The sequence below is a fragment of the Kineosporia babensis genome, assembly GCF_021129305.1.
In the GTDB taxonomy this organism is placed as follows: Bacteria; Actinomycetota; Actinomycetes; order Actinomycetales; family Kineosporiaceae; genus Kineosporia; species Kineosporia babensis.
In genome coordinates this window covers 15,334-37,295 of the sequence record NZ_JAJOMB010000018.1, presented here as the reverse complement: position 1 = coordinate 37,295, position 21,962 = coordinate 15,334, and the positions used below count along the sequence as shown (strand labels likewise).

Annotated in this window: 16 protein-coding genes; 5 read left to right on the top strand and 11 right to left on the bottom strand. The window is 70.1% G+C overall.

What is annotated here, in order from left to right:
- Window positions 1-74: 74 nt before the first annotated feature.
- Entirely contained in the window at window positions 75-368 is a 294-nt protein-coding gene (locus tag LR394_RS27900) for a WXG100 family type VII secretion target (protein WP_231447533.1), read from the bottom strand.
- Between the two features lie 68 nt (window positions 369-436).
- Window positions 437-3,205, bottom strand: a complete 2,769-nt coding sequence (locus tag LR394_RS27895; protein WP_231447531.1) for a putative T7SS-secreted protein — start codon at window positions 3,203-3,205, stop codon at window positions 437-439.
- A gap of 111 nt (window positions 3,206-3,316) precedes the next feature.
- On the opposite strand from LR394_RS27895, the gene LR394_RS27890 reads away from it, so the two are divergent.
- Window positions 3,317-4,615: a pepsin/retropepsin-like aspartic protease family protein gene (locus tag LR394_RS27890; RefSeq protein ID WP_231447529.1), complete on the top strand. Its 1,299-nt coding sequence runs from the start codon at window positions 3,317-3,319 to the stop codon at window positions 4,613-4,615.
- On the opposite strand, the gene LR394_RS27885 is transcribed toward LR394_RS27890, so the two are convergent.
- Both LR394_RS27885 and LR394_RS27880 read right to left on the bottom strand, forming a co-directional pair.
- Entirely contained in the window at window positions 4,572-5,144 is a 573-nt protein-coding gene (locus tag LR394_RS27885) for a sigma-70 family RNA polymerase sigma factor (RefSeq protein WP_231447527.1), read from the bottom strand. The genes LR394_RS27890 and LR394_RS27885 overlap by 44 nt on opposite strands.
- Before the next feature lie 69 nt (window positions 5,145-5,213).
- On the bottom strand, window positions 5,214-8,153 hold the full coding sequence (locus LR394_RS27880; protein ID WP_231447525.1) for an AfsR/SARP family transcriptional regulator: 2,940 nt from the start codon (window positions 8,151-8,153) through the stop codon (window positions 5,214-5,216).
- Between the two features lie 93 nt (window positions 8,154-8,246).
- Here LR394_RS27880 and LR394_RS43255 point away from each other — a divergent pair, with 93 nt between their 5' ends.
- Window positions 8,247-10,520, top strand: a complete 2,274-nt coding sequence (locus LR394_RS43255; protein ID WP_231447523.1) for a putative bifunctional diguanylate cyclase/phosphodiesterase — start codon at window positions 8,247-8,249, stop codon at window positions 10,518-10,520.
- Window positions 10,521-10,658: 138 nt separating this feature from the next.
- Window positions 10,659-11,504, top strand: coding sequence for a patatin-like phospholipase family protein (locus LR394_RS27870; protein ID WP_269329912.1), 846 nt, complete (start codon window positions 10,659-10,661; stop codon window positions 11,502-11,504).
- 16 nt (window positions 11,505-11,520) lie between these two features.
- Here LR394_RS27870 and LR394_RS27865 read toward each other — a convergent pair whose 3' ends face one another.
- Window positions 11,521-12,423, bottom strand: coding sequence for an alpha/beta hydrolase (locus LR394_RS27865; protein WP_231447521.1), 903 nt, complete (start codon window positions 12,421-12,423; stop codon window positions 11,521-11,523).
- Window positions 12,424-12,469: 46 nt separating this feature from the next.
- Here LR394_RS27865 and LR394_RS27860 point away from each other — a divergent pair, with 46 nt between their 5' ends.
- Window positions 12,470-13,297: a helix-turn-helix domain-containing protein gene (locus LR394_RS27860; RefSeq protein WP_407937144.1), complete on the top strand. Its 828-nt coding sequence runs from the start codon at window positions 12,470-12,472 to the stop codon at window positions 13,295-13,297.
- A gap of 6 nt (window positions 13,298-13,303) precedes the next feature.
- Here the strand turns inward: LR394_RS27860 and LR394_RS27855 are convergent, their stop codons facing one another.
- The 3 genes from LR394_RS27855 to LR394_RS27845 are packed head-to-tail and all read right to left on the bottom strand — an operon-like array spanning window position 13,304 to window position 17,114.
- Entirely contained in the window at window positions 13,304-14,455 is a 1,152-nt protein-coding gene (locus LR394_RS27855) for a M20 metallopeptidase family protein (RefSeq protein ID WP_231447517.1), read from the bottom strand.
- Complete coding sequence (locus LR394_RS27850) at window positions 14,452-16,020, bottom strand: hydantoinase/oxoprolinase family protein (protein ID WP_231447515.1); 1,569 nt, start codon at window positions 16,018-16,020, stop codon at window positions 14,452-14,454. Before LR394_RS27850 ends, LR394_RS27855 begins: the two co-directional genes overlap by 4 nt.
- Window positions 16,017-17,114 carry a DUF917 domain-containing protein gene (locus tag LR394_RS27845; RefSeq protein ID WP_231447513.1) on the bottom strand — a complete coding sequence of 366 codons (1,098 nt, stop codon included), beginning with the start codon at window positions 17,112-17,114 and terminating at the stop codon, window positions 16,017-16,019. The genes LR394_RS27850 and LR394_RS27845 overlap by 4 nt, the downstream gene beginning before the upstream one ends.
- Window positions 17,115-17,188: 74 nt before the next feature.
- Between LR394_RS27845 and LR394_RS27840 the strand changes: the two genes are divergently transcribed.
- A complete protein-coding gene (locus tag LR394_RS27840) occupies window positions 17,189-18,667 on the top strand; it encodes a PucR family transcriptional regulator (protein ID WP_231447511.1) in 1,479 nt (492 codons plus the stop codon).
- Here LR394_RS27840 and LR394_RS27835 read toward each other — a convergent pair.
- Genes LR394_RS27835 through LR394_RS27825 form a run of 3 tightly spaced genes read right to left on the bottom strand, consistent with a single transcriptional unit; the run spans window position 18,644 to window position 21,962 of the window.
- Window positions 18,644-19,513 (bottom strand): alpha/beta fold hydrolase, encoded by an 870-nt coding sequence (locus LR394_RS27835; RefSeq protein ID WP_231447509.1) that lies wholly within the window; start codon window positions 19,511-19,513, stop codon window positions 18,644-18,646. The two genes, LR394_RS27840 and LR394_RS27835, sit on opposite strands and share 24 nt — an antisense overlap.
- Window positions 19,513-20,271 (bottom strand): ABC transporter ATP-binding protein, encoded by a 759-nt coding sequence (locus tag LR394_RS27830; RefSeq protein ID WP_231447507.1) that lies wholly within the window; start codon window positions 20,269-20,271, stop codon window positions 19,513-19,515. Before LR394_RS27830 ends, LR394_RS27835 begins: the two co-directional genes overlap by 1 nt.
- On the bottom strand, window positions 20,268-21,962 hold the full coding sequence (locus LR394_RS27825; RefSeq protein WP_231447504.1) for a dipeptide/oligopeptide/nickel ABC transporter permease/ATP-binding protein: 1,695 nt from the start codon (window positions 21,960-21,962) through the stop codon (window positions 20,268-20,270). Before LR394_RS27825 ends, LR394_RS27830 begins: the two co-directional genes overlap by 4 nt.

Sequence of the window (21,962 nt, the reverse complement as noted above, 5' to 3'; positions counted from 1 at the left end):
CGCACTGCGCTTCGGCTTTCTGCATCGGAGGTCCCGTTCTCGTCTTCGTTCTGGACAGCGGCGGCGTGAGGAGATCAGCCCAGGTTGGAGCCCAGCTGGTCGTCGGTCTGGGTGAACGCCTCACCGACCGAGCGGACGTACTGGCCGATCCCCGACAGGCCCTGGTTGACCTGGTCGAAGCCCCGGGCGAACTCCTCGAAGAAGGGCTGGAACTTCTGCTGCGCCTGCGGCGTGGTGTAGCCGTTGGCCAGCAGGTTCTCGATCTTGCCACGGACCTCGGTGAGCTTGTCCTGCAGCTGCGCGAAGTCGTTCAGCAGGGCCTGCGAGGTGGCGGCGGTCTCGTCGGAGTTGACCTTGAAGTCAGGCATGGCGGCGATCTCCTCATCGTGACGGGTGGTGCGTCCCGGCCGGCGGCCGGGAGTTCTGGGGTGGGGGCTCAGGGCTTGAGGACGACGGGTATGAAGTCCAGCCCGGCCTCCCGGACGGCGGCGATACGGTGATTACCGCCGACGATGGTGAACCGGCCGTCGGCGTCGGCCCGAAGACCGATCGGCTCGACCGCTTCACCGTTGGCAATCTCCCGGCTGACGTGCTCGACCCTCGGCGGATCCACCGAATCCCGCCCGCGCAGCACGTCGTCGGTGAGCTGATCCATCCGGACCAGCACCGGACGCTGGTTGTCACCGACCCCTCGAAGGGCATCAAGGTCGGTGATCCGGGTCAGATCACCGGTCTCCTCGAAGCCCCGGACGACGAAGTGGTCGGCCGGCTTGGGAAAGGTTCGCGGAGAGGTGTTCTCGAAGCTGGCCGGGGCGGCCTCGCTGGTGTCCTGAAGGAACCGGCCCTGACCCGGGCCGTCACCGGCATCGAAGAACACCCGCTCGTTGGTACCGACCACGTTGAACGTCTCCAGCAGACCATCGGCCTGATGGACCTCCAGACGCTGCTGGGTCACGGTGTCCCGGAAGAACCGGGTGTCACCTTCGCGCTCCAGCCGGTCCGGGATCAGGCGCAGGTCGAGTTGCTCCAGCGGAGTGCGGTTGTCATCGGTGAGCCGCCCCGGGCTCAGGCCCTCGCTGTCCAGGCCGTTCTGGGACAGGCCGTTCTGCGGCAGGTCAGCGGCCGGCGGGTTCGCTGCCGACGGATCGCTTGAAGTCGCCGGGCCCTCCGGGGCGACCTCGCCGCCGCCTCCGGACAACTCACCAGGAGATGTGGCTGGGTTCTCCGGCTCAGGTGCAGAACCGCCGCCAGCAGGCTCACTCGGGGACGCGGCCGGGCTCTCCGGTGGCGACGCAGCCCCGCCCTGGTCAGACCCGAATGAGGCCCCGCCCCCGGCAGGTTCGGCTGGAGACGGCGCGGGGCTCTGCGGCGAGGACTCGCCCCCACCACGATCAGAGTCCGACGGTGCCTCCGGAGCGACGGGGGAAGGTGCTGGAGCTGAGCCGCCCCGATCACTCTCCTGCGGGCGGCCACCCGAGCCGCTTCGATCTGATTCTTCGGTGCCGGAACCAGAGCCACCCTGGACGGACTCCCCCGGGCCGGCACTCGAACCACCCTGCTCAGGCTCAGCCGGCTTGGGGCCGAACCCACTGCCACCCGCTTCAGCAGGCGCAGAACCCAGCCCATCCCGCGCCGACTCCTCCGGCCGTGAACCAAACTCACCGCGGCCCGAATCGCCGGGAGCCGAACCGAAACCCTCCCGCGCCGGCTCATCCGGCCGAGCGCCCAGGCCACTGCGCCCTGCCTCAGCCGGAGCAGAACCAATGCCCTCCCGGCCCGGCTCCTCCGGCCGAGAACCCAATTCACCGCGACCAGATTCACCCGGAGCCGAACCGAAACCCTCCCGCGCCGGCTCATCCGGCCGAGCACCTAGACCGCTGCGCCCTGCCTCAGCCGGAGCAGAACCAATGCCCTCCCGGGCCGGCTCTTCCGGCCGGGACCCGAAGCCGCTGCGATCCGCCTCAGAGGGAACTGAACCAAACCCTTCCTGCGCCGGCTCATCCGCAGGCGAACCAGCACCACTCCGATCGGTCTCACCAGGTCGAGGTGAGCCAGGCAGCGAAGGCGGGGCATCGTCCCCACTTCGACCCCGCCGCCCAGCACCACCGGCGATCCCACCGGCCAGCGCTCCCCCGACAACGGCCCCCACGCTCAGTTCCTCGCCGCTGACCGCCTGCGCGGCCAGCCCCTCGCCAATGGCCTGGATCGCCTCTTCGCCGGCACCGCGAACGACCTGGCCGGCCGGCCCGACCGGGCGGGCATCGTCCAGGGAGTCACGCAGGTCGTTGATCGAGCCGTTGCCTCGCGTCGCTCCCGGCGGCAGATCGTCGGCACCGCGAAGGCCACCGAACAACCGGCCCGCTCCGTTACGCAACCGGGCCACGTCGTCGACAATTCTGGCTCCGCGCGCCAGCGCTCCACCCAGCGGAAGGATCGAGACCAGAGCCAGCAGCAGATCCGCCAGCTCGAAATCTCCGGCGAGTATCGCCGGTAAGGTGGTCACCGCGAAAAGTGCTGCTCCGAGCAGAAATCCCACCACCGGGAAGAAAACGGCCACGATGGCGATGAGGATGCCGAGCAGGATCTCCACGAACGGGAACTCTTTGAAGAAGTCGGCGATCTTCTGGAAGATGTTCCGTTCCGGGATCGCCTCCCCCGCCGCCCGGTCCAGCACCTCGGAGGCCTGCCGGGCTGCGGTCTCGCGCATCGATCGGGCCTGTTCGGCCAGGCTCCGGGCCGCACTCAGCTGCGCCCGCCCGGCCTCGATCGCATCTTCGGTGCTGCGGGCGGAGGCCTGGGCCTCGGGGGTGGCGTCGGGCGGAAGCGGGGCGGGCAGGGCCTGGTTGGCCTTGGGCGCCGCCTCCTGCGCCCGGTCGACGGCCTGGTCGAGGGTGGACTGGGCGTCCTCCAGGCGCGGGATGTACTCGCGGTAGGCGCGGGCCGCCTCCTGGTACGAGGTGGCGGTCTTGCGGAGCTTGTCGGGCAGGTCGTCGCCGATCATCTCGGCCAGCTTGTCCATCGCCGAGCCACGCCCGCTCTCGACCGCGCCGCCCTTACGCAGCACGTTCAGCGCCTTCTCGGCCGCATCGCCGATGTCCGAGTACCGCTGCTGCACAGCACGGATCAGCTCAGGATCCCCCGGAGTGGGATCCGAGCTCATCCCGACCAGCTCGAAGTCCGCGGGACTCGCGTGCCGTCGCACCATGGCTGCCCCTGCCCGTTCACGTCGATGGGTTGGCGTGTCGAGGGATGTACGACGCCGGACCCGCGAAGGGTTCAGTTGAACCCTTGATGCCCTCGATCTCGTTCTCCAGGCATGAAGCGACTCGTCGTGCTCCTGCTCGGCGCCCTCCTGGCGAGCCTGGCCCTGGCCACCCCGGCTCAGGCGCAGGGCCAGAACGAGAACCTGGTCAAGGTCATCGTCGTGCCCGGCCTGAACCAGACCGGCGGCCAGCCCGTCACGCTGCCTGCGGTGGCGGCGGCCACCCTGGGCGATCAGAACCGGGCCGGCGAGATCTTCGAGCTCAACCAAGGGCAGCAGCAGCCGGACGGAGACGCGCTGGAAGACCCGAATCAGCAGCTCACCCCCGGCTGGATCCTGCGTCTGCCCGACGACGCGTCCGGCCAGCTGGTCCAGCTCGCCCGCGAGGCCGACAACGACGCCGTGGAGATGGACAACGGCCAGGTGCAGGGCGGTAACGAGGTCAGCCTTCCGCTCGCCGCCGTCCTCGCCGTGGTCGGATCGGTGCTGCTGGCCCTCGTCACCGCCGCGATCGTGGCCCGGCGGCGGGTGAGCCGCTGGTTCGCCCGGTTCACGGAACTCCTCAAGAGCCTCACCGCCCCGGCCGAGCGGCGCCGTAAGCTCCGGCAGAGAAAGTGGCTGACAACGCATTTCGCCGCGGACACCGACACGGTCCGCCGCGCCTACGGCACGATCGGCACGCTGGCCACGGCCCCGACGCCGCCCCAGGTGCACGCGCTGCGGGTGGACAACCGCGGGGTGACGGTGTGGGTCACCTCGGACAACGTCGCGGTCACGCCACCGGCCGGCTGGGACACCGTGGACGAGACCCGGTGGCGGGCCTCCGGCACCCCGTTCGGTCGCAATTACGGTGACGGCACGGCCTGTTTGGTCCGGGTGGGAGCGATCGAGACGGCCGGCGAGAGCGAAGCCGTGTTCGTGGATCTCAGCCGGCTGGACGGAGTTCTCGCGGTGGGCGGGGATCCGACGGTGGCTCGTGACGTCGTCCAGCACCTGCTGAACGAGATAGCTCAGGTCCAGCCGGGGACGCCGGTGCTCGTGCTGGGCAGTGCCGGCAACGTCGAGATCCCGGCCGGGTTGAACCGGGTGAGCACCGCGCGTTCCCTGAACCCCGAACAGCCGCTTCTGGAAGGGGAAACCGTGCGGGCCACGGCGCGCCGGCAGCCGGTGCGCGCGGTCGTGGTGGGCACCCCGCAGCAGCAGGCTGATCTGGTGCAGCTGTGCGGTTCGGCGGGTGCGGGCTGGACCGGGCTGGTGGTCGGCGAGATGAGTGCGCACTGGCGCTGGCACGCCGAGATCGGTGGCGAGGTCAGGATTCCGGTACTAGACCTCGAGGTGACCGTACCGGCGTGAGATCAGCGGTAACCTGCCGGCGCAGCACGGTGAGCGCATAGTGACGCCGCGACTTCACCGTGCCCACCGGAATGCCCAGCATCAGCGCGGTCTCTTTGGCGGTGAACCCGTACAGACAGGTGAACCGAATGACGTCGCGGTGTTCCGGCGACAGCTCACTCAGCAGGTCTTCGGTGGCCTGGGAGTCGACCACCAGATCGGCGTGGTCCGGATGCACCCCCGCCGGCAAAGCCTCGGAGGCCACCCGCTCATGCCGCGAAGTGGCGCTGCGGCTGCGGTCGATCGTCAGGTTGCGGGCCACCGTCAGCAGCCAGCCGCGCACCGACCCCTTGGCCGGGTTCAGCCCACCGGCGTGCCGCCAGGCCCGGATCAGGGTCTCCTGCACGATGTCCTCGGCCAGGTAGTGATCATTGACGAGCGACTCGGTGTAGGCCAGCAAGGCCCGCGAGTGCTCGACGACGAGCGCGTCCAGCAGCACGCTCGACTCCTGCGGCGCGAACTGAGCGGGAACGCTGATCGTGGCTGTCATACCAGGAACGTACGAAAAGCCCGTTCCGGATCTCTGACGCTTTTCTGACGCCCACTGACGTCCTCAAGGTCAGTACTGCCAGCGCACCGACGAACGTCCGACCGAGAGCGCGGACACCTTGTCCCGCACCGCCCCGGCGTCCGGATGCCCCATGTCCTGCAGGATCTCGAGCGCGTCTTCCCAGTTCAGCACCGCTTCGGCCGAACGTCCGGCCTTCAGGTGCGAGTCGCCGATGTGCACCAGGGTGTCGGCCTCGAGGTACCGGTCGGCGATCTGCCGGTAGATGCCCAGCGCCCCGTAGTAGGAGTCCAGGGCCTCGTCGGGGCGGTCCAGATGATGCAGCGCGAACCCCAGACTGTCCAGCGCCGCGGCCTCACCGTTGCGGTTGCCGACGTCGCGGTGCAGGTCGATCGAGGCCAGGCATTCGGTCAGGGCCTGGTCGTATTCGCCGAGCAGGATGTGGGTCCAGCCGACTTCGTTGTGCACCCAGCCCTGCCCACTGACGTCCCCGCTCTCGCGGTAGAGCGTGGCCGCCACCCGGTAGTGCGCCAGTGCGGTGCGATGGTCGCCGCGGCCGTTGGCCTGGAACGCGAGCTGGCGTCGGGTGTAGGCGCGGCCCCCGGAGTCCTCAAGCCGGTCGAACAAGGCCAGCGCCTGCGTGAGGCTGCGCGTGGCCTCCTGGTCCAGACCCAGCCGGAACTGGGCGAACCCGAGGGCGCGGCTGGCGTGCGCGGTGCCCAGCAGATCGGCGCTGCGCTGGGCTGCTTCCCGGGCCAGGGTCTGCAGACCCACCTGCACCTGCCAGGATCCGGCACGGTCCAGGTAGTTCTCGATCACGGCGGCCAGCTGCCAGGTGTGCCGGGCGCTGCCGTAGCGCTGGTCCTGCCGGATCACGGCGACCAGGGCGGGCCGTTCGGCTTCCAGCCAGGCGGCGGCTTCTCGGGTGGAGCCGAATGATTGGGGACGGGTGCCGGTCACCGGAGTGGGCAGGGCCAGGCGGTCGCGGCTGGGCGTGAGCGTGGCGGCCGCGGCATCGGCCGAATGCAGGTAGTGGTCGAGCAGACGGGCGCGCGCGTCGGCGGACTCCTGCTGGTGTTCAGGCACGGCAGCCAGTTCCCCGGCGTAGGCCCGGAGCAGTTCGTGGCAGCCGAACCGGCCCGGGCGGGCTTCGTAGATCAGGCTGGCGCGCAGCAGTTCGCCCAGCGCGGGCCAGATTTCGGGCCGGGCGCGATCGGCCAGGCTGAGCACCGCGGCCAGTGAGCAGTCCGGGCCCGGATGCTGCCCGAACAGCCGGAACAGGCGAGCGGCCGGTTCGGAGAGCGCGTGGTACGACCACGAGAACACCGAACGGACGTCGGTGGGCGCGGTTTCGCCGCTGAAGGAGTCACTGAAGGAGTCCAGTCCACCGATCTCACGGATCGAGGCGGCCACGTTCTCCAGGGATCGGGCCGGGTTGACCGCGACGTGGGCGCACACCAGGGCCAGGGTCAGGGGCAGCCGGCCGGACAGCTCGATCACCTCGTCGGCCGCGGCACTTTCCAGCGCGGTGCGGTCCGCGCCCAGCCTGGTCTCCAGAAAACGCCAGGCGTCGCTGCGCGGGAGCGGGTCGAGGCCGACCGGGCGCGCACCCTCCGTGGCCACAAGGTCGATCAACTGGTTGCGGCTGGTGACGATGACCAGGCTGCCGGTGGTGCCGGGCAGCAGGTGGCGCACGTGTTCGCTGTCGCGGGCGTTGTCCAGCAGGATCAGCATCCGGCGTTCGGCCATCAGGCTGCGGTACAGCGCGGCCTGGGCTTCCAATTGGGCAGGGATACGTTCGCGGGGTACACCGAGTGCGTCCAGGAAGGAGCGCAGCGTCTCGGCCGGGCCCATCACCGCTCCGCTGGGGTGAAATCCGCGGAGGTTCACGTAGAGCTGACCGTCGGGGAAGTAGTCCGCCACCTGGTGCGCCCAGTGCACAGCCAGCGTGGTCTTGCCTACCCCGCCCATGCCGCTGATCACCACGAGGCGTGGGGCTGCCGCCGCGTCCGGCTCGGACAGCAGGGAGGTGACCGCGTCGAGTTCGTGCCGCCGTCCCGTAAACCAAGCCAGGTCCGCCGGTAACTGGGCGGGACGCACCCAGGCGAGCGTCCCGTCCGTTGCTTGGATCTTGGGCTGTTCAGCTGAAGGGCTGGGAAGAGGAGGAGCAACGGACGGTGTGGTCACGTCGGGTGCGGGGGCTGCGGTAGGCGTCGGGGTACCGACCGGGAGCTCGCCCGTAGCGGCCATGGTCTCTGCGAGGGTGCGTTGCGCGGCACGCAGTTCCGGCCCGGGGGTCAGGCCCAACTCCGTACCCAGCCGCGAGCGCAGTACCTCGAAAAGGTCCATCGCCTCGGCCGTGCGCCCCAATACCCCGAGCAGCAACATCAGGCGGGCCTGAACCGCCTCGTCCAGCGGATGCCGGGCGGCGGCCTGGCGCAGGATGGGCAGCAGATCGCCGGCCACCGCCGTTCCGGCTCCCTGAGCGAGATCGGCGGCGCGGCGGATCGCGGCCAGGTACTCGGCTTCGACGGCTACGAACGCCGGGTGCTCGCGGGCCTCGGGGGTCAGGTCCGCCACCACCGGGCCGTGCCACATCGACAGCGCCTGCACCAGCAGCCGGGCGGCCTGCGGAGCGGGCGCGTCCTCGGTCTGCTGCACCAGTGCCCGGAAATCGGTCAGATCCAGGGTGTCGGGGGGCAGATCGAGGCGGTAACCAGCAGCCACTCTGGTCACCCAGCGCGACTGAGTACGAGCAGGGAGCCCGGGCTCCAGCGTCCGCCGCACCGCCGCGACGTGCCGGTGGATCACGTTCACCACGGTGTCGGGCGGGTCCTCGCCCCAGATCAGGTCGACGATTTCCGGCAAAGAAACCGGCTGCCCGGCCCTGACCAGCATCAATGCGAGCAGCGTGCGCTGTTTCGGGGGTCCGAGGTGCAGCTCGGCCTCGTCGAGGAAGCCGCGCAATGGACCCAACACCTGGAAACGCACAAACTGGATCTTAGGCCGTTCTTCACCGTGCGTCACTGACCTCGGGATGCCGCACGCCCGGCGGAGTGAGGGCGTGAGCGCAGACTTCACCCAGTGACCGGCGGCTCCGAAGCCTTCGCCATGGGGAGCGGTCTGGAACGGCGGTGGGCGGTCGGCCTCGCGGTACTCATAACGGCTTACTGGCTGGTTCCGGAGGGCGTGGGGCGCAACATCACCGACGGGCTGATCGGCTTCAGCGCGCTCGTCGCCCTGTCTCTAGGTGCGCGGCGGGATCCTCAGCGGCGCAGTTTCTGGCGAGTGTTCGCTTTCGGCACCGCCCTGGTCTTCGCCGCCGATCTCCTGCAAGGGTCCTACTCCTTCACCGACACACCGCGGCCGTTCCCCGCCGCATCCGATGTGGTCTACCTCGTCGGATATCTCGTCCTTGCTGCCGGTTTCCTGCTGCTGCAGCGCGAACGCCCCCGGAAGATCAGCGGCTTCCTGGACACCGCCGTCGTCACCGTCGCCGGCGGGCTGGTGCTCTGGCTGGCCCTGGGTGACGGCATCAAGGGCGCCGACGGTCTGACTTCGTTCGTCACCATCTCCTACGCGGTGATGAACATGGTCCTGCTGGGGCTGGCGGTCTGGATCGTCACCAGCCCAGTCCCGGTCATCGACTCCTGGACCGGTGGCTGGCTGATGCTCAGCGTCTGCGGTCTGCTGCTCGGCGACACCTTGTTCGGGCTGATCAACGGGTCACCCGGGGTGCAGGACCGCGCCTTCTGGTCGTCCTACCTGGTCATGTACATCGGCTGGACCGGGGCCGGACTGCGCACCGCCCGCGCTCCCGGTCCCACCGTGCGCCCCGAAGAGATGGGCTCGCTGTCGCCGTCCCGGCTGCTGGGCCTGTACGCGGCCCTGCTGGTGATCCCCGCGGTGCTGCTCTTCGACTACATCAACCACCGGGAGTTCGACCATCTCCCCCTGGTCATCGCCTCCAGCCTGCTCTCGGTCCTCGTCCCGGCCCGGATGTGGCTGGCGGTCCGCGAGCTGGTGGCCTCCACCCGGCAACGCGACGCCTACCGCGAGGACCTCGCCCACCAGGCCGCGCACGATCCCCTCACCGACCTGCCCAACCGCGCCTATCTGATGGAGATGATCGAGGCCCAGATGCACCGGGCCAACCGCGCCGGTCACGAGGTCGCTCTGCTGTTCGTCGACCTGGACTTCTTCAAACGGGTCAACGACCAGCTCGGGCACGCCGCCGGGGACGAGGTGCTGCGGACCACGGCCGAGCGGATGAAGAGCGTGCTGCGGGCCGGCGACATCCTGGGCCGGCAAGGCGGCGACGAGTTCGTGGTGCTGATCGACCCGGTGCCCTCACCGGCCGAGCTGATGGACATCGCCGAACGCCTGGTGACCTCGGTCAGCGACCCGATCATGACCGCCGCCGGCAAGACCTCCGTTGGAGCCAGCGTCGGGATCGCCCTGGCCCGCGACGGCCAGACCAACGCCGAAAAGCTCCTGCAGGACGCCGATCTGGCCGCCTACCGGGCCAAGAGCAACGGCCGCGGTCGCGCCGAGATCTTCGACCAGGCTCTGCGCCTGGAGCTGGAGGCGCGGGCCAAGCTCGAGCACGACATCCGCACCGGCCTGGCCAGCGACGAGTTCGAGTTGCACTACCAGCCGGTGATGAGCGTGGCCACCGGCAAACTGCGCTCCTACGAGGCCCTGATCCGCTGGCGCCACCCCGAACGCGGCATGGTCCCACCCAACGAATTCATCCCCACCGCCGAAGAAAGCCTGCTGATCTGCGAGATCGGCCGCTGGGTGATGGGCCGCGCCACCCACCAGCTGGCCGAATGGACCAGGCAGGACCCGGAGGGGCACAGCGACGTCACCATGGCCGTGAACATCTCGGCCCGGCACCTGGCCTCGAAGTCGCTGGTCGACGAGGTGCGCCACGCCCTGCACGAAAGCGGCCTCGAGGCAGGACGTCTTGTTCTCGAGATCACCGAGACCGTGCTGCTGGACGAGCCCACCGCCGACGCCCACCTGCGAGATCTGAGGACGTTGGGGGTTACCGTCAGCCTGGACGATTTCGGTACCGGGTACACCAGTATCGGTCAGCTGCAGAAGCTTCAGGTCGACACTCTGAAGATCGACCAGAGCTTCCTGCGCTCCGAGGACCCCGCCACCCAGGCCCTGGTCCAGCTGATGATCACTGCCGCGCACGCGTTCAACCTGGACGTGGTCGCCGAGGGTGTCGAAACCCAGGAACAGCTCGACCGGCTCGCCCGGATCGGCTGCGAACTGGCCCAGGGCTACTACCTCGGACGGCCCAAACCGGCCCGCGACACCGAGATCACGGGCGCCCACCCGACCTAGAGCCTTTTGACCGATTGAAGACCGTTTGTGCCGGAACTGCGGACCTGGTGACCGGGCCGCGGCCGCCGCCGCAGAAGCCGGCGGCCAGGCCCTAGCGTGAGCGCTCCGAGTTTCCCCTTCTTGCGGAAAAGGGCGATCATGACGTACTCGAACCTGGTCTTCTCGGGCGGCGGGGTCAAGGGAGTCGCCTACGTCGGCGCTCTCCAGGTCCTCGCCGAACAGAACATCCTCTCCGGTATCGACGCCGTCGCCGGCACCTCGGCCGGCGCGATCACCGCCTCTCTCGTGGCGGCCGGGTACACCCCCGACGAGATGCAGACCCTGTTCATGGACCTCGACTTCACCACCTTCGAGGACCCGACCTCCAAACCCGTTGGTATCGAGCATCTTCTGGAACACTACGGCTGGTACACGGGCGATCGTTTCGAGAAGTGGATGCAGACCCACCTGTCCGGTGACCCGACGTTCGCCGAGCTGTACCGGAGCACCGGCAAGGACCTGCGCATCGTCACGTGCGACCTGGTGAGCCGGGAACGGGTGACGCTTTCCCATGAGACGTACCCGAACCTGAAAGTGTCCCGGGGCGTGCGGATGTCGATGTCGATCGCCCTGGCCTTCATTCCGGTCACCGACAGCCAGTTGCCCGGCAAGCTCCTCGTCGACGGCGGCACGGTCTGGAACTACCCCCTCGAAATGTTCGACGCCACCGATCCGAGCGCCACCCTGGGCTTCCACCTCGGCCTGCCCGACCCGGCGCCGGGCCCGGCGATCACCAGCCGCACCGGTTTCGTGGAGGCGCTCTACGAGACCGAAAAACGAGCCCAGTTCGACTATCTGATGGCCACCCCGGCCGACGTCAAGCGCACCGTGTTCATCGACGTCCTGGGCATCAGCACCCTCGACTTCACGATCACCCCGGAGCAGAAGAAGGAGCTGATCGCGAGCGGGGCGAAGGCCACCACCGCCTACCTGACCCCGGCCTGAGCTGCCATGGCCACGGTCAGAGGTTCTTGCTGAAGAACTCGACCATCCGCGCCACCGCTGGGGTGACGTGCTCGTCCTGGTCGTAGAGGCTGTAGTGGGTCGCTCCGTCGATCACGAACAACTCCTTGGGCTCACCCGCCATCTCGATCGCGCGCCGGCTCAGGTAGCCGGTGTGGGCCTCCGAGCCGATGATCATCAGCAGCGGCCGCGGGGCGATCAGCCGGATCAGGGCCCAGGAGTCGTACTGCACCATCTGGTCCAGGTTGCGCACCGGCCAGGGCTGGATCGCGCGCGGGTGAAAGCCCCGCGGCGTGCGGTAGAAGTCAAAGACCTCCTGTAGGTCCTGCGGTGCGCCTTCGGGCAGCTCGTGCGGCACCCATTCCTGACGCACCACCTTGCCGTCGCGGGCTTCGGCCGTGCGCGCGGCGTTCGCCTGTCGCAGCAGGGCCTGCCGCTGCTGCGGGGTCTGGGTGTCGCCGATCCCGTCGCGCATCACCACGCCCATGTCCGTGCCGCTGACCGTGGCCACCGCTTTCACCCGTAGGTCGGTCTGCACGGCGTAGGAGACGTATCCGCCGGAGGCACAGATGCCGAGGGCGCCGATCCGCTCGGGGTCGATGTCCTCACGGGTGCTCAGGTAGCTCACGGCGTTCTTGACGTCTTCGGCCCGCTGGAACGGGTTCTCCAGGGAACGGGGTTCTCCCTCGCTCTCGCCCTGGTAGGCGGCGTCGAACACGAACGCGGCGAAGCCCGCACGGGCCAGGCGTTCGGCGTAGATGCTGGGCGACTGCTCCTTGACGCCTCCGCCCGGGTGGCCGATGACGATCGCCGGCATCGGGGTGGCGATGGGCTGCTCCGGGGTGAACAGGATGCCTGCCATCCGCAGGCCGCTCCCGGTGAACGTGACGCTGGTCTTCATGCCCGACAGGCTCGCGCACCGGCTCGACGCGCAAAAGGGGCCAGAGTTGTCCCAGGATGGAGCGGTGAACGAACTGGGCGACTTTCTGCGGGCCCGGCGCCAGGGCCTGGATCCGGTCGCGGCCGGACTGCCCCTGCCGGGCGGACGGCGCCGGGTCAACGGGCTGCGCCGCGAAGAGGTCGCACAACTGGCCTCGATCAGCCCCGACTTCTACGCCCGTCTGGAGCAGGGGCGACGGCGGGCCTCGGAGCCGGTGCTTGCCGCGCTGGCGCAGGTGCTGCACCTGAACGACGACGAGCGCCGGTATCTGTTCGAGCTGGCGGGCAAGGAGACCGGCCGGGCGTCGGCGCAGGAACAGAAGGTCCAGCCGGAACTGCAGCGTCTGCTGGACGACTTCACCTACGTTCCCGCCATCGTCCTCGGGTCCTACACCACCATCCTGGGCTGGAATCCGCTGGCCGCCGCGCTGTATCTGGACTTCGGCCGGTATCCGCCCTCGGAGCGCAACTTTCTGTGGCTCCTGCTGCGTGAGCCGTACTTCCGGAAGCTCTACGTGGACTGGGAAGACATGACCCGCGGCTGCGTGGAGCAGGTGCGGATGGAGGCGGCCCGACGACCGGACGACCCGCGGCTGGCCGACCTGATCGCCCGGCTCTCCCCCGTGGATGCGAACTTCCGGCGCTGGTGGGCCGATCACGGGGTGGCCGCGCACAGCGTGGGCACCAAGCTGTTCCGGCACCCGGTCGTCGGTGATCTGTCCTTGCAGTGGTCGAACCTGGTCAGCGCCTTCGAGCCGGACCAGCAACTGGTGACCCTGACCGCCGAGCCGGGTACCCCGTCCCATATCGGTCTGCGCAGGCTGGCTGCCGGGTGAGGGCGATCAGCCCCTCGCCTGCAGGCGCCGCCAGGCCAGCTCCACCAGCAGCGCCGCGTGCTCATCGAGCCGTGAGTCGTCGAAGAGCGCCCGCTCGGAGTGCATCGGCCCGCTCTCCGCATCCGGGGAACCGGCCCCGAGGAAGACCAGTGTTCCCGGTACTTCCTCCAGCACGTAGGCGAAATCTTCCGAGGCCATTCCCGGGAACGGCAGCCGCACCACGTTCTTGCCGTACAGCTCGTCGAGAAGATCGAGGACGCGGGTGGTCTCGTCCGGGTCGTTCACGGTCACCGGGTAGGAGTCGATGAATTCGGACTCGACCGTGCATCCGTGGGCCTCCCCCACCGCGGTGAGCAGCGCTGGTAGTTGATTACGGACGAGGGCGAGGGTTTCGCGGGAAAGCGTGCGGATGTTCGCCTCCAGTTCGACTGAGGAGGCCAGCACGTTGCCCGCGGCCGAGTCGGTGGTCATCCGGGTCACCGAGATCACTGCTGGGTCGGTGACCGGAACGCGGCGGGCGGCGAAAGTCTGCACTGCCAGGATTATCTGAGCGGCGGCCGGAACCGGATCGGTGGCGTGGTGGGGGTAGGCGGCGTGACCGCCGGTGCCGCGTACGCGCAGCCGTAAGGTGCCGACGCTGGCCATGATCGGTCCCAGCCGGGTGACGGCCTGACCGGCCGGGGTCAGGCAGTCGACGTGCACGGCGTAGGCGGCGACGGGTCGCTGTCCGGCGGCGTCGAGGACACCTTCCTCGATCATCAGGCGGCCACCGGCGTAGCCCTCCTCCCCCGGCTGGAACATGAAGACGACGGTGCCGGGCAGTTCTTCGCGGCGGGCGGCCAGAAGCCGCGCCGCTCCGACCAGCCCGGCCATGTGCAGGTCGTGGCCGCAGGCATGCATTGCCCCATTGGTGGAGGCGTAGTCCAGGCCGCTGGCCTCGGTGACCGGCAGGCCGTCCATGTCCGAGCGCAGAAGCACCACCGGCCCGGGCCGGCCGCCCCGCAGTACGGCCGTGATCGAGGTCAGGCCGCTGCCGGTGGTGATCTCCAGACCAAGCCCGTCCAGGGCCTGCAGCAAAGTGGCCTGGGTCCTGGGCAGGTGCAGGCCGACCTCTGGTTCCTGGTGCAGGGCCCGGCGTAGGGCGACCAACTCGTTCATGCGTTCATCCGCTCGCCGAGCCGGGCCAAGGGGCCGGCCGCCTTGACCGAGACCTTGACCGTGGGCCGGTCGGTGTAGGTCACCGGGGTCTCGAGGATGTCGACGACCGTGACCTGCAGCGGGTCGGCGCCGGCATGAATGGCCTTGGCCACGGCCGCTTCCGAGGCGGCCTGGATCGCGGCTTCTCGTTCGTCGAGGCTGCTGATCTGGTCGGCCCGGCCCCCGGCCAGGGAGATTGCCGCACCCACGGCGTTGGCCACGTCACCGTTTCCGGGACGCAGCACGGGCCCGGCGCCGGGCACCTGGTCGGGGACCAGGAAGCCACCTCCGCCCACCACGACCAGGGGCAGGTCGGCACGTCCGAGGGAGAGCCGTTCCACCGCGTCTTCGAGCCGGCGCCGGGCTTCCTCGAGCGCGGCGCTCAGCATCCGGCCGGTGCTGCCCGGCAGATCCGGCAGCGAGCGTCCTTCGACCGGTGTGCTCTTGAGGGCCGCGGCGTCGGTGAGGGTGGCCGTGGGTCCGCCGAAGAGCAGGGCTTCGGTGGTGATTCGGTGGCCGACCGAGCCGGGGCCGACCGCGCCGGTGACCAGGTCGACGATGGTGCCGCCGCCGATGCCGAGGCTGAGGATGTCCGGCATCCGGAAGTTGGTTCGCACACCGCCGATCTCGCGCGGCAGGGTGGACTCGCGCGGGAAACCGTTGACCACCACGCCGAGATCGGAAGTAGTACCGCCGACGTCGACCACGATGGCGTGCTCGGCCCCGGAAAGGTGGGCGGCGCCCCGGATCGAGTTGGCCGGGCCGGAGCCGATGGTGAGCACCGGGTAGAGGGCGGCGTGGTCCAGGGACATCAGGGTGCCGTCGTTCTGGGCGAAGAAGGTGGCGGCCTCGAGCCCTTCCTCGGTGACGACGGTGACCAGGGCCTCGGTGACCGAGCGGGCCACGCTGTACAGGGCCGCGTTCAGGACGGTGGCGTTCTCGCGTTCCAGCAGGCCGGTGGGGCCGATGTCCTGGCTGAGGAAGACCCGGGCGTCGGCGCCGAGGTGGGCCCGGATCAGGTCGGCCACCTCCAGTTCCTGCTCCGGTCCGGACGGGCTGAAGATCCCGGTGACCGACACAGCGTCGAAATCCTCTGTCTGGTCGAGGAATCGGCGGATGCCGTCGCGGTCGAGCGGGGTGATCGGAGTGCCGTCGACCATGTGGCCACCGCCCAGCATGGCCGAGCCGGCCAGGACCTTCTGCGCCAGGGCGGGCGGCCAGCCCAGCAGTGGCGGGTACTCGGTGGCAGCCGGAGCGCCCAGCCGGATCGCCGCGACCCGGTCCAGATCCCGCCGGGCCACGATCGCATTCGTGGCATGAGTGGTACCCAGCATGACCCGCGAAACCTGAGGACGGGCGTCCCCCAGTTGGGTGAGGACCGCGGAGATGGCGGCGCGGATGCCAGTGGTGACGTCCTCGCTGGTGGGTTGTTTCGTCGAGGCCAGGACCTGGCCGTCGGCGTCGATGACGACGGCGTCGGTGTTGGTGCCGCCGACGTCGACGCCCAGGGACAGATCGCGGCTCATCGGTTGATCTCCTTGAAGGGCACGTAGTCGAGGTCGTAGCCGAAGGCGGCCGGGCCGGCCAGTTCCAAACCGCGCGGGGTGCGCCAGATCGGGTCGCAGGCCCAGGCGAGCACCGCGACCCGCTGCCCGTAGCGCAGCATCTCGGTGCTGATCGCCTGGCCGGTCTCGGCGTCGATGATGGTCACGTTGTCCGGCACGCTGACCAGAACCTCACCGTCCTCCAGCACGACCAGGTTCTCGTTCTGAAGTTCCAGGCGCTGCAGGCGTCCCCGGTCGGCGCCGGTCCCGGCGATCGTCACCGAGCCCCGCGCGAAGCCGTCCTCGGTGCGCCGGTCCAGGTCGGTGATCTTGCCGGTGAGCAGGATCGCCCCGTTCAGCTCGGCCGCCACCGCCTGGACCGGGTCGGCCGCGGACAGCAGGGCGTGCCCGACCCGGATCGCCGCGCTGACGGTGCCCTCGACCACTGCGCCGCGGGCGGTCTCGGCGGTCATCGGGTAGTGCGCGCCCAGGCAGATCGAGCCGCTGGCCACGGTCAGGGCCCGGGCGTGGCGCTCCAGCCAGTGCAGGTCGATGGTCTTGATCACCGAGACGTTGCCGACCACGTCGCTGAGGATGGCGAAGTCGCAGGGCAACTCGGCCACGTTCATCGAGACCATGGCCGCGCTCGGGAACGCGCGGCCCATCCCGTCGGCGTCCAGCAGTTTCAGGCCGAGGCGGGCCGCCCAGCCGACCGGGCCGACCCCGTTGCTGCCCCCGATCTCGGCGGCCATCAGGGTGGTGATCGGGCGGCCGGCGGCGATCTGCGCCTCGCGCACCAGCAGGTCGATCTGGTGCCGGGAAGAGAGCATCTCGATCCCCACGGTGGGGGCGCCGATGCCGGACATCAGCATCACCAGGTCGTCCGGGCCCAAATCGTCGACCGTCACCAGCGGGACCGGGCCGTGCTCCTGCAGCGCCTGCTCGGCCACGACCTGGGAGGTGTGCACCGCACCGCCGCCACCGGTACCGAAGACGGCCGCGCCGGCGGCCAGGGCCGCGACGTCCGAGGCGGCGACGAACGCGCCCGGCGCAGCGGCGGGGGATGTATGAGCCATGGGCATCACCATAGAAACCCCGCCCGGGCTCCCCTATGGTCCGGGGGCTCAGAGAATCTGGTCATACTGTGGCGATGGCACAAGTGACCATTGCCGACCTTCAGGGACAGGCCGAACGACTGGGACTGCAGCTGCGCGGCGGGCCGGCGCAGGACCGCGCCGTTGCGCGGGTCGAGGTGGCGTCGCTGGAGCAGCTGAGCACTGTCGCCGCCGGGACTTTGGTGATCGTTCCCGGAGACACTCCCCCGGCGCCGTACCGGCTGGACGTGGCCGTGCGCCAGGCCGGGGCCCGTGAGCTGGCGGGGATCGTCTTCACCACCGATCTGGGCCTGCCCGCGACCGCCCGGGTGCTGGCCGAACGCAGTGGGGTAACGGTTTTCGCTGCGCCCGGCGCGAAGTCGGCCCAGCTGGCGCTTTCCGTGGACCGGATGCTCTCGGCGGGTGCGTCCGAGGCCATCACCCGTGCTGCACACGGCATCGAGAAAGCCTCGGAGGCGGCCCGCAGTGGTGGGCCAGAAGACATTCTGGCGGCCGCCAACCGGGCCCTGGGCGCCGAGATGGCCCTGGTCGCCGACACCGACGTGCTGTGGTCGGCCACCGATGCGGTCTGTGTGGGCGAGGTGCCGATCGGCCGGCTGGCGGGATCGGCCGACGACCCGGCCGTCGCGGTGGCCCGGCCGGTGGTGGCCTCGCTGATGTCCCGGGCCGCCCAGCGCCAGATCAGCGACCGGTTCGCGCCCACCCAGTCCCGGGCCGACCTGATCGTCGAGCTGATCCTGGCCGAGTCATCGCGGGTAGAGGGCTTTGTCGGACCGGCGGCCCGGCTCGGCCTGCCGCTGCAGCTCTCGCACGCCGCCGCCTGGCTGACCCCGACCGGGCTCTCGGTACCGCAGGCCCGGGCCCCGCGCAGCGTGCAGCCGGCCCTGGAACTGTTCACCCTGCAGCTGGTCGAGGGCCGGGAGGAGATGTGGCACGTGGCCTTCGTCCAGGACGACCTGATCCTGGTGAGCACCGAGGAACACGGCGCAGGCGACCACCAGCGCCGCCTGCGGGAAGTGGCCGAACGGGTGCAGGCCTACGCGCAGGGCCTGGCCGGGCCGCAGTGGGCCTACACCCTGGGGCTGGGCACACCCCAGCTCGGCGCCGGCGGTCTGCGCTCCTCCGCGGCCGAGGCCCGGATCGCCGCCGAAACCGCCATCGCCGCCGGACGTCTGGGCAGCGTCGAGCTGACCGACGTGACCGGGCTGCGGCGGGTGCTGCTCGACGTGTACGCCTCACCCACCAGCCGCAGCCTGCTGGCCGACATCCTGCACCCGCTGGACGCGCAGGGCCCCGAGCGGGCGCACACCGCCGTTGTGACGCTGCTGTCGTACCTCTCGCACCGCAACTCGCTCGCGCACGCCGGAAAGGAGCTGAACCTGCATCCCAACGCCGTGGGCTACCGGCTCAAGCGAGTGCGCGAAACGCTGCAGCTCGACCTCGACGACCCGGACACCCGCTTCGCCCTCGAACTGGCCTGCCGGGTGCGGCTACTGGGCGCCGCCCGGCGCTGAGGCCAGCCCGGCGGTGCGCGCCAGCACGGTGACGAACTCGGGCCACAGTTCCCGGGGCACGTCGTGGCCCATCTGCGCGTACAGGTGGATCTCGGCCTGGGGCAACAGCTCGGCGAACTCCGTGGCTGCGCGGTGGTTCAGCAGCTGGTCGCGCCGGCCGTGGATGACGACGGCCGGCACCTCCAGCCCGCGCAGCTGCTCCCGGCGGTCCAACGGGCCACGCAGCATGGCGTTCCACTGCCGCACCAGCCCGTCCGGGCGGTAGATGCGCTCGTAGTAGCGCTTCGCCAGCGCGGCCGACTCCTGTTCGTCGAAGGGGAAACCGGGCGACTGCAGGCCCTGCTGCCCACGGACGAACATCTGCACGTACGCGTCGTGCTCGAGCAGTTCCGGGGCCTGGGTGACCGGTTGCCCGTCACCGGGCTCGCCGACCAGGAACTCCGCGTCGCTGCAGGGGGTCGTGGACATCAGGCCGAGACTGGCCACCCGCTCGGGCTTTGCGATCGCGATCAGCTGGGCGATGAACCCGCCCATCGACATCCCGGTCAGATGGGCCCGCTCGATGCCCAGGTGGTCCAGCAGCGCCAGCACGTCGTCGGCCATGTCGTTCAGGTCGTAGTCGGCCAGCAGGTCGTCCGGCCCACCGGTCTGCTGGGACAGGCCCACGTCCCGGTTGTCCGGGCGCACCACGAAGAACCCGGCCTGCACCAGCAGCGCCACGAATTCCTCGGACCAGCCGATCAGCTGGGCGCCGCCGCCGTGCAGGAGCACCAACGGCTCGGCCGACGGATCGCCGGCGGTCTCGTAGTAGACCTCCACCCCGGCGGGGGTCGTGATCAGGGGCATCAGGCGTCCTTCAGGTCGAGGGGACGGCCCATGACGGGTATCGAGCGCAGCAGCTCGCGGGTGTACGCGTCGGCGGGATCGTCCAGAACGGTGTCGGTGGGGCCGTGCTCGACGATGCGCCCGTTGCGCATCACCGCCACGTCGTCGCTGACGTAGCGCACCACCGCCAGGTTGTGCGAGATGAACAGCATGGTCAGCGAGAGCTCGCGCTGCAGTTCACGCAGCAGGTTCAGCACCACGCCCTGCACGCTGACGTCCAGGGCCGAGGTGATCTCGTCGGCGATCAGCACGGCCGGCTGGGCCGCCAGGGCCCGGGCGATGGTGATCCGCTGACGCTGCCCGCCGGAGAAGCGGGCCGGGCGCTCACCCGCCCGGGACGGGTCGATGTGCACCAGCTCCAGCAGTTCCTGCACCCGGGCCCGGCGTTCGGCACCGGACCAGCGCCGTCCGGTGGCCAGCAGGCCCTCGGCGACCGAGGTGCCCACCGGCATCCGCGGGTCCAGGGCCGCGAGCGGGTCCTGGAAGACCATCTGGACGCTGCGCCGGTTGCGCCGCTCGAGCACAGCACCGTCCAGGCGCACGCTGCCCCCGGCCGCCTTCTCCAGTCCCACGGCCACCCGGGCCACCGTGGACTTGCCCGAGCCGGACTCCCCCACCAGACCCAGAGTGGTGCCCGAGCGCACCACCAGACTCGCCTCGTCCACTGCGGTGTGGGCGCCGAAACGCACACTCACCCGGTCGAAGACCAGCTCACTCATACCGGCACCTCCTCGTCGGCCGCGACCCCGATCACCGGCAGCGGGCGCGAACGGTCGGTGTTCATGCCGGGGACACAGGCGATCAGCCCGCGCGTGTAGGGGTGCTCGGCCTGGTCCAGGTCCGAGGCCGCCAGTTGCTCCACCACCACCCCGTCGCGCATCACCACGATCCGGTCGCAGAACCCGCTGACCAGCGCGATGTCGTGGGAGATGAGCAGGATAGCGGCGCCGGTGCGCTCGCGGGCGTCGTGCAGGGCCCGCAGCACCTGCCGCTGCACGGTGACGTCCAGCGCGGTGGTCGGCTCGTCGGCGATCAGCAGCCGCGGTGTGCCCATCAGGCCCATCGCGATCATCGCGCGCTGGCGCATGCCGCCGGAGAACTCGTGCGGCAACTGCCGGATCCGTCGGGCCGGGTCCGGGATGCGCACCAGATCCAGGGCCGCCACCGCCTTCTCCAGCGCCGCGCCCCGGCTCAGCCCGGCGTGCACCTGGCTGACCTCGGTGAGCTGGCGCCCCACGGTCAGGGCCGGGTTCAGCGAGGACAGCGGGTCCTGGAAGATCATCGCCTGCTCCAGGCCCAGCTGGCGGCGCTGCGCGGCCGACAGCCGCCCACGCAGGTCGATCCCGCGAAAGGCCAGGCGCCGGCACTCGACCTGGGCCTCGGGGCCGAGCAGGCCGGCGATCGCCATCGCGGTGACCGACTTGCCCGAGCCGGACTCACCCACGACCCCGACCACCTCACCGGGAGCGATCCTCAGGTCGATCCCGTGGACCCGTTCGACCAGCGAGCCGTCGTCGGTGCGGAAGGAGACCCGCAGGTTCTGGACGTCCACCACGGCCTCGCCGCTGTCCGTCTCGGCCGGTTCTTCGGTCTCCCGGACCGCCCGGACCACCGGCCGCCGGTCCTCGCTGAGCAGTTCGCCCAGCAAGGAGAAGAGGACGCCGGTGAGGACGATCGCGATCCCGGGACCGATGGCGGCCATCGGCTCGCGGTAGATGTCCTTGGCCCCGGCGTTGAGCAGACGGCCCCAGTCGTACTCCGGGGCCTGCACTCCCAGGCCCAGGAAGCTCAGCGCCGCGAACGACAGCAGGGTGACCGAGGCGTGCGCGGCGACGTTCACCACCAGCGGCGGCATGATGTTCGGCAGCACGTGGCGTACCGACGTGCGCAGCGGTGAACTGCCCAGAAGTCCTGCCGTGCGCACGTAGTCGGTGTTGGCGACGGATGCGGCCAGGGTGTAGATCAGGCGGGCGAACACCGGGATCCCGGCGAACCCGATGGCCAGCATGGCCCCGGTGGAGGTGGCGCCCCAGATCACCGAGAAGAACAGGGCCAGCAGCAGCCAGGGGAAGGACAGCAGGATGTCGATCAGGCCGGTCAGGAGCCGGCGCGGGATCCGGGGCAGCACGGCGGCGGTCACGCCCAGCACCACGCCTCCGGCCACCGAGATACCGACCGCACCCAGGGTGAGTAGGAGCGAGAGCCGGGTGGCGACCACGACCCGGGCGAACAGGTCCCGCCCGAGGTCGTCGGTGCCGAACGGGTGCGCGGCACTGGCCTCGGCCTGCCGGTTGGTCAGGTCGCGGGCCTCGGCGGCATCACCGAACAGCGTCGGGCCCAGCACCGCGGCGCCGGCCACCACCACGAGCCCGGCCACGACGGCGACCGCCTGGGGGGAAACACGTCTCAT